The organism is Streptomyces sp. NPDC057486 (genome assembly GCF_042802415.1).
Taxonomy (GTDB): Bacteria; Actinomycetota; Actinomycetes; order Streptomycetales; family Streptomycetaceae; genus Streptomyces; species Streptomyces yanii.
Window position 1 is genome coordinate 20,518 of record NZ_JBHVEE010000048.1, and the last position, 7,699, is coordinate 28,216.

A 7,699-nucleotide genomic window follows, 5' to 3' on the forward strand; every position below is an offset into this window, starting at 1 on the left:
GCAAGGCTGATGGCAGTTCACGCATTCAGTCGGAATCGGACCGCTTCCTCATGGCAAACTACCGTTGCACCGTGATCCACTGAGGATGAGTCACGTCGTCGGCGCAGACGAACAGGTATATCTTTCCCAACACGAAACAGAAACAGTGGTAGGGGTGTTCGCCTTCCAGGCATAGGCGCTTTGCTGATCCTCGATGCGCGAAATCGTCAGCCGGGACAGTCCGCGGGGATTCCGGCGAGTTAACCCGGCTGCATCAGCAGGAGCCACTGAGAACGTAATCTACAGTTGCGTCGAAGCGATTCAAAAGATCCCGCCTGGCGCCGAGTTCAGAAACGCCGGACTTCCTACTCGCTGTCCAGGTCCTCCGAGAAGTTGGCCGCCTCGAGGAGCCCATCCCCCTTGAGCCAGTGAGCGATCGCCTCGATGGCGAGAACCCGATCGATGAAGCACCTAGCCGAGACCTCCAGCGAGTCGTCGAAGATCACTCGACGCAACGGACCACCGGGGTGACCGGTCGACCTGGTAACGGTCTGCCAGAAGTCCTCGTTGGTGTGGATGAGGACCCAACCATCCTGCGACACACCGATGTTCAGCGAGTCCTCGGGAATGTTCTTTCCTCTCCAGAGGGAGAGCCCTGGAAAGTCTTCCACTCCCGCTTCCCGAAAGAGTCCGAGAGCCTTCTTTGCGGCCGTTACCACCTGCCCGACCTGAGATACTTCCAGCCCGATCTCTCGGCTTGTGGTCGGATGCCAGAACCTGAGATAGTGCTCCGCAGTCACAGCACCTTCTATCCTCTTACCCTCCGGTGAATTCCCAGGTCGACGTGGTTCCGCTGCCCGGGAAATGGACTCCGAGTGTGGCTTCGTTGGATACTGGGTGATGTCGGGTCGTTTGCCTGCGCGGAGCTGAGCCGGTCCAGTAGCTCTGGGGCGTGAGGTATGCGCAGGGCGGCGACCTGTCCGACGCTGGGACAGACCCAACTCCCCGGCGGGGACGTCCCCGAGAACCGCGCGGACGGTGGCTACCACTGCCGGTGACCGCAGCCGGGGAACCCGGCGCCCACCTGACGCGAGAACCGGGCAGCCGCCCTTCCCATCACCGGCCCGACAACCGAAACGGGCCGCCGGAGAATCCGACGACCCGTCATGAACCTTCGTGGCCAATGAAGGGCAGAAGTCCGGCCAGGTCAGAGTGTGCCCGCAGGCGAGACCACACTTCGTGACGTCGGACGATAGACCTGATGACCGTCGTGCCGCTCGAAGGGACACCACAGCACCTGCAGCAGATCACACCCGGAGGGCGCTTCCAGACCTGGAATGCCACGAGCGTAGAACTGCCCCACCGCGAGCAGCGGAATCGGATCCTCAGGCCGGACGTCAGGCGCGTACCGCCCCCGCTTCTCCAACGCCTCCCAGCGTTCGCGTTCTTCGTCATTGGGATCCGTTCCACGTCGACAGAAGTCATCGCGCATGCGCCGCGCTTCGCGTACATGGGACAGCAGCTCACCGCGATCCTTGCGATGCACCTCAGCACACACGGGCCAAGGCTCATCCTCCGGCCACAGCAACGGCCCGCCGACCGAGCTGTCATGGATGGAAGGGTTCCCCCGCCTCGGGTGAAGACGAGTGGTCGTCAAGGCGTGCCCACTCAACTCCGGAAAACAGCCTCCACGTCCACCGGCCGGGCAGGCGTCGTACGAGTCATCTCACATTCTCCCCATTAGGGGATACCGCGTTGCGCAGCAACGCGGTTGACGGCCCGTCCGCTGCGCTCAGCAGCCATATCGCCTGCTGGCGAGCGCCAATCGGTTGCCCATGTACGGGACCGCGGCCAGGCCATCTCGTCCAGCGCGCCACAAGCTCATCGAGCGCCAACTCGGCGTCGCCAGCGGTGTTGGCTGCTCCAGAGATCACAAGTGCCACCGCGGGAACGGAATGTAACAGGCGGTGCTGCCGGACCAACGCCCGGCAGCACAGTCTTGATCCATTTCGCTGCGAACAGAGTCCTATTCGCTGCAAGATCCCACAGCTACTGCAGGGTTGTCAGCTGCCCCTGACCACACCGGAATCGAGTGCTTGCTTGAGAACTCATGCACGGGATTCACGACAAAGGTACAGAGAAACCCTGATGGGGGTGTCATCGGGATCGAGATGCTCGAGACCTAGGATCACGTGCACATTGGAGACCCTCCAGCAGTCAACCCACACGAATGCGAAGTAATCGCTGTCGAGCACCAGGCCTTCTGGCTCCACTGAGAACTTCTCGCCCATCAGAGAAGTAAGCCGACCTGCCAGCTCGCGACAATCACGAATCTTTCCCTGGTACTCCCCAGTTACGTCGCTGACGTAATCGGGGGAGTCGCAATCGACCTGCCACTCCTGCAGTGTGACGCTGAGCACCACCAGGCCCTCATAATCTTCGATTCCCAGACGGAGGCCATTCCGCGTCAAACGCTTCGGGTACGGCAGAGATACCGAGCCAGCAGGATCCCAGCCAGACAGGACGAGTTCAGAGGAAACCCGCTCCGCATCCCACGGAGATTCGAACCGCGCAGCCAGCTCAACGAGCTGGAGAGCGTGATCCAAATCGACATCAGGCATCAACTTCTCCCTCCGAAAGGAACATGTATAGACCGCAAGTGCACCGCTTTCCAACTCCGTTGGGAACCACTCCCGGGAGAGCGCCCGATAGAACGTGGCACCACCTGGGCTCGAAACTGCATACCGGACACTCCTGCCACCCAGGGCGTTATTCAACCCCAAGAGGCGCTGCGCCTGATCAATCGTGGTGCTTTCATTGAAGACCGTGTCCGCATGCGGTGGATTGTAGCGGCTGCGGTTGTATCCTCCAGGAGTCGCGGGCCCGGCCCACTTCGCCTCGGTGATGAACCCGTACTTGTCCGGCCCACCGTCTACCTTGACCAGCCTTCCGTTGTGCTCCCACCACTGCTCCACGTCCGTACCGGTGACATACTCCTGGTACCGGAATCCGACGTTGGCCTTCTTCTGCTTTGCAGAAATCGGATACAAGTCCTTGAAAACCGGGCGCGCTTCGGCTAACTCGTCAAGGTACTTGGCACCCTTCAGCAGCTTTCCTGCACCAGGGAATACCGCTGCGGCAGCCATCGCGCACTGCATTGCCGACGGGTCGTTCGAGCAACCCTCGACATCGGCGACACCGAACAGTTCCTTGACGAAGTCCCACGGGTCCACCCAGTTCTCGAGGCCCATGGAACCGTCGTGGTACTGGACGTTGAACTCGAGGCGCTCCGGGTCGGGGATGATCGGGTCCCCGCCCATCTGGTACTGGTTGCGTGCCTGGCAGCCGACGTCGCAGGCTTCGTGGCCGTCCCGCTCGATGTTGTTGACCGGGTTGCCGCCGGCGAAGCCATAACGGTTGCTGGTGGCGGCCCCGGCACCCAGGCTCATGTCGGCTGCCGCGCCGGTGTACGAGTCCCGGCTGATGAACCGGTTGTGCTCCGGGCTGTAGTCCCGGAAGCCCATGTCGTAGGTCTCCGACTCCACCGCTGCCACCGCTTGAGACGACGGCCCCGGAAGGGCACCCGGATGAACCGCTGTTGCCCTTGGGGCACCCCACTCCAGGCTCTGCAGCAGTTCTCTGAGATGCCGCAACACGGGACGGTGCGACTCCATGAGCGGATTGCGGCCACCCCTCACTGGTTGGGAGCTGATTGTTGGTGTCGGGAATCTGCCAGAGGATGGCGCCCGTTCCTGCTGGACTAGTGGTCACACTCTGAATGTGATGTCCAACTCAGGACGGTATTCATGTCCACAGCAACCACCGCTTCTGTCCGAGCTCCTGCACCGACGGATCGCTCGGCTTTGGTTTCCTGGCTGGCTGTGATTTCGGTGATGCTGGGGATCTTTTCGATCGTCACCACTGAAATTCTGCCGATCGGCCTGCTGACCTCGATCGGATCGAGTTTCACCATCTCGGACGGAATGGCTGGTCTCATGATGACCATGCCAGGATTCCTGGCCGCAGTTTCAGCCCCCTTGGTCACGGTGGCCACGGGGCGTATCGACCGGCGGGTCATGCTGGGTGTGTTCATCCTCTTGCTGGCGCTGGCCAATTTCCTGGCCGCCATCGCGCCGAACTATTGGCTGGTCCTGGTCTCCCGCGTCATGGTGGGGGTCACCATCGGCGGCTTCTGGTCCATCGGAGCCGGGCTCGCCGGCCAGTTGGTGCCTGTTAAATCCGTGGGCCGCGCGACCTCGGTGATCTTCTCTGCGGTACCGCTCGGCTCCGTACTCGGGGTACCGCTGGGCACGTTCATCGGTGACATCGCGGGCTGGCGGACGGTGTTCCTGGTCATGGGCGGCTTCACGCTGGCCGTCCTCGCCCTGCTGTTCCTGGTCGTCCCGCCGCTCCCCTCCGACCAGGCGACGCGCCTCGACGTCCTCGGCGGCATGCTCCGGAGCGTCAACACCCGCTTCGCCCTGGTGCTGACCTTCCTCGTCGTGCTCGCTCACTTCGGCACGTACACGTACGTCACCCCCTTCCTGGAGCAGGTGACCCATGTGAGTTCGGCTCTCATCACGGTCTATCTGCTCGTCTACGGAGCAGCCGGAATCGCCGGCAACTTCCTCGGCGGATCAACTGTGGGGCGCTATCCGCGGGCGACTTTCGCCGCGGCCGCAGCGTTGATCGCCGGTGCGACCCTGCTCCTCCCGGTCCTCGGCCGGTCGGACGTGGGAGCGGTAGCACTGCTGATCGTCTGGGGCGTCGCGTACGGAGCCGTGCCGGTCTGCTCGCAGATCTGGTTCGCCATGGCTTCGCCCGACTCCCCCGAGGCGTCCTCTGTCCTCTTCACCGCCTCCTTCCAGGCCACCATCTCCATCGGAGCCCTGGTCGGAGGGGCCGTCCTCGACCACTCCTCGCCCTCGACGGTCATGGTGCTGGGCGGATTGGCAGCTGTCCTGATGGTGCTGGTGGCCTGGACCCACTGGGCGGGGAGGTTCCCCTGGCCCATGCAGCCGACGTCGCAGACTTCCCGTCCCGCTCGATCTTGTTGACCGGGTTGCCGCCGGCGAAGCCGTAACGGTTGCTGGTGGCGGGCCCGTCGAAGGTGCATCGACATCCACACCACTCCCGCGGCCGCACGACAGGACAACGACCACACAAGCGATCATCCCGTCAACACGGCAATCCGTGCACGGAGTTGAGCAGCAGAGTCAACAATCGAGGCCAACGCACTGAGGTCCCATCGATCTGATCGATGGGACCTCAGTTGAATTTATTCGCGGGATATCAACGAGTGAACGCCCTCAGGGCTGACGAGAGCTCGCTGCTGTATTCGTCGCAGGTAGCCTCCAGCTGGCGACCAACCGCAGAACCAAGCAGATCCTCGTTTGCTGAAACAGCAACGATGGCCGCATGGCAGGCACCCTCGATCTCAAGGTTCCTCGTGCCGAAATAGCCCATTCCGTAGACGCGAAGGTTGTCCGCGACGCGAGCCAGGTAGCGCTCACGAAGCTCATCCCCCTCGAATACGGTGAGTGAGCCATCCATGTATGAGTCGAGGTATACGGCCATCTCTCGCGCAAGGCTGATGACCCTATCGGTTTGAACCTCGCGCATCTCCCCCAAGGCTTCCCCAAGCATGAGCCAGCCGTTGATGGCCTCCAACTGGAAGCTCTCAGCGAATTCAGGCTCGATTTCGGACTCGAACAAGGGTGCGGAACAGAGCCCTGCGATTGCATGTCCAAGGTCCTCATTGACCTCGCCATCCAGTCGCGTGGCTCCCTTGCGGAGCACGGAAGTGAGAGCTGCAGGATCTACTCCCCACTCCAGAGGCATCGCGATGTCGAGCAACGGTGCTTGCAGTCTGCGCAGGGCGAGGTACGCGGCCTGGTGACGCTGCTGCCGAGTCATGGCGCGGATCTGGGCTGACAGCGTTTCGTCATCCCGCCAGTCTGGCTGATTCACCATGTCAGTCACCCTCTGCAAGCAGACGAACCTCAACATGAGTCCCACGGCGGCCAGTGGTCTTCAGGTCTCCAGTTGGATTCCTTGCTTCCTGCATCGATTCCCCGAAGGTATCGCGGAAGGCTTTCATGATCCTGCCGCCGGATACATCTGGGTCGACAGCCTTCATACAACTGCTTCCACGCTCGGCCAGAAGGAGGTCGTAAATGAAACTAGGGGCCTGCCCCCAATCGCCGTCATCCGGCTCAATCCCACAGTTACTGCAGGACCAATTGAACTCCCAGCGCAGCCTGCCTCGATCGGCGATCTCCCCCCCACCCCTTGCAAGGGTGATGACAGTTCGTACATTCAGTCGGAACCCGAACCGCTTACCGCTTCATTGTCAACCTCGCACATCGCCCCGGCATCACCTTCGCCCGCAAAGTGAGATCGACGGCGAACAGGTGAGGGGGCACCAGCAGACTGGCGGCCCCTCACAGGCATCTCTTCTAGGAACCCAGCAACAACCTCGCCATCACCAGGACCGGTGTGTCGACGTCGTTGCTGGAAATTCCCACAGCGAGCGGAGAACCCGCAATGTTCCAAACGGAGCTTTCAACGAAATCGCTGTCCGCGAACTCGCCCCCATCACCGACCGAAACCGAGGTTCTACTCCGCAACGCCTGCAGCAGCGACTCCTGGACCTCGTGGCAGAATGGCAGTTGCTCATCGATAGCCGAGCCAATTGCCTCGGATCCCAACTCATCGACATCTTCCGGCCATACCTCGGCGAAGATGAAGTCGATAGCCCATCCACCGCCCCAGGACGCGAGGTGGAGGAACACCCAACCTCCCTCCCAGCGTATGCATCCGGGAGGAGCGATCGAACCGGAAGGTGTCCAGCCGAGCTCCTGCACCACCGAATTCATCTCCGCAAGATTCCTCTTGAGATGGCCTTCAGCGACATTGACGATGATGCTTTCCGCCACTATGTCCATTGCTAAATGCTCTTTGCACTGACGTGCCATACGGCGAGTGTACCGTTGGCTATCTCTTCAGGGAACCACTCCCGTAGAACCCCTCGATAGAAGGCTGCTCCCTGCGGGCCGGACACTGCGCACCTCACGCCCTTTCTGCCTAGGCCTGAATTCAGGGCAAGCAACCTTCCGGTCTGGTCGACCGTGGTCGACTCGTTGAAGTAGTTTTTGGGGTGAAGTGGACTTCCCTCCCTTTGATACTCATTCTGTATCCACTTTGGCTCCACGGTCCATCCATCCGTGGGCCCACCATCGACTTCGACTCGGCGACCACTGTCAATACCGCTGTTCAGTCGCCAGACCTGTTCATCGTCCTGGCCTGTCACATGCTTCTGATATCGATAGCTCACACGCGATTTGTTCGTTTCAGCGATGGGCTTGTTCTTCAGGAACTTCGGAGCGTCAGAAGCCGCTTCAACGGCTTCGTCGGCCCACTTGGCACCCTTCAGCAGCTTTCCTGCACCAGGGAATACCGCTGCGGCAGCCATCGCGCACGGCATTGCCGACGGGTCGTTCGAGCAACCCTCGACATCGGCGACACCGGACAGTTCCTTGACGAAGTCCCACGGGTCCACCCAGTTCTCGAGGCCCATGGAGCCGTCGTGGTACTGGACGTTGAACTCGAGGCGCTCCGGGTCAGGGATGATCGGGTCCCCGCCCATCTGGTACTGGTTGCGTGCCTGGCAGCCGACGTCGCAGGCTTCGTGGCCGTCCCGCTCGATGTTGTTGACCGG

At 61.6% G+C, this 7,699-nt stretch carries 9 protein-coding genes; 1 reads left to right on the forward strand and 8 read right to left on the reverse strand.

Annotated features, from left to right (window positions below):
• Nucleotides 1-344: 344 nt before the first annotated feature.
• The 4 genes from ACFU6I_RS22620 to ACFU6I_RS22635 form a co-directional block, all read right to left on the reverse strand.
• Entirely contained in the window at nucleotides 345-779 is a 435-nt protein-coding gene (locus ACFU6I_RS22620) for a hypothetical protein (protein WP_384369587.1), read from the reverse strand.
• Nucleotides 780-1,186: 407 nt separating this feature from the next.
• Entirely contained in the window at nucleotides 1,187-1,537 is a 351-nt protein-coding gene (locus tag ACFU6I_RS22625) for a hypothetical protein (protein WP_384369590.1), read from the reverse strand.
• 550 nt (nucleotides 1,538-2,087) lie between these two features.
• Nucleotides 2,088-3,524, reverse strand: coding sequence for an RHS repeat-associated core domain-containing protein (locus tag ACFU6I_RS22630; RefSeq protein ID WP_384369593.1), 1,437 nt, complete (start codon nucleotides 3,522-3,524; stop codon nucleotides 2,088-2,090).
• A gap of 215 nt (nucleotides 3,525-3,739) precedes the next feature.
• On the reverse strand, nucleotides 3,740-4,033 hold the full coding sequence (locus ACFU6I_RS22635) for a hypothetical protein (protein ID WP_384369733.1): 294 nt from the start codon (nucleotides 4,031-4,033) through the stop codon (nucleotides 3,740-3,742).
• Between ACFU6I_RS22635 and ACFU6I_RS22640 the strand changes: the two genes are divergently transcribed.
• A complete protein-coding gene (locus ACFU6I_RS22640; protein ID WP_384369727.1) occupies nucleotides 3,933-5,036 on the forward strand; it encodes an MFS transporter in 1,104 nt (367 codons plus the stop codon). The genes ACFU6I_RS22635 and ACFU6I_RS22640 overlap by 101 nt on opposite strands.
• Before the next feature lie 235 nt (nucleotides 5,037-5,271).
• Here ACFU6I_RS22640 and ACFU6I_RS22645 read toward each other — a convergent pair whose 3' ends face one another.
• The 4 genes from ACFU6I_RS22645 to ACFU6I_RS22660 form a co-directional block, all read right to left on the reverse strand.
• Nucleotides 5,272-5,952: a hypothetical protein gene (locus ACFU6I_RS22645; protein ID WP_384369596.1), complete on the reverse strand. Its 681-nt coding sequence runs from the start codon at nucleotides 5,950-5,952 to the stop codon at nucleotides 5,272-5,274.
• Between the two features lies 1 nt (nucleotide 5,953).
• Complete coding sequence (locus ACFU6I_RS22650) at nucleotides 5,954-6,118, reverse strand: hypothetical protein (protein WP_384369599.1); 165 nt, start codon at nucleotides 6,116-6,118, stop codon at nucleotides 5,954-5,956.
• Between the two features lie 319 nt (nucleotides 6,119-6,437).
• The gene (locus ACFU6I_RS22655) at nucleotides 6,438-6,926 is read right to left on the reverse strand and encodes a hypothetical protein (RefSeq protein ID WP_384369602.1); all 489 of its coding nucleotides are present in this window, start codon (nucleotides 6,924-6,926) and stop codon (nucleotides 6,438-6,440) included.
• Between the two features lie 2 nt (nucleotides 6,927-6,928).
• On the reverse strand, nucleotides 6,929-7,699 hold a 771-nt coding region (locus ACFU6I_RS22660; RefSeq protein WP_384369605.1), incomplete at its 5' end, for a hypothetical protein.

Coding starts and splice junctions, on each gene's coding strand:
- ACFU6I_RS22645 (WP_384369596.1), bottom strand. CDS start 5,952: ATGGTGAATCAGCCAGACTGGCGGGATGACGAAACGCTGTCAGCCCAG.
- ACFU6I_RS22650 (WP_384369599.1), bottom strand. CDS start 6,118: ATGAAGGCTGTCGACCCAGATGTATCCGGCGGCAGGATCATGAAAGCC.
- ACFU6I_RS22655 (WP_384369602.1), bottom strand. CDS start 6,926: ATGGACATAGTGGCGGAAAGCATCATCGTCAATGTCGCTGAAGGCCAT.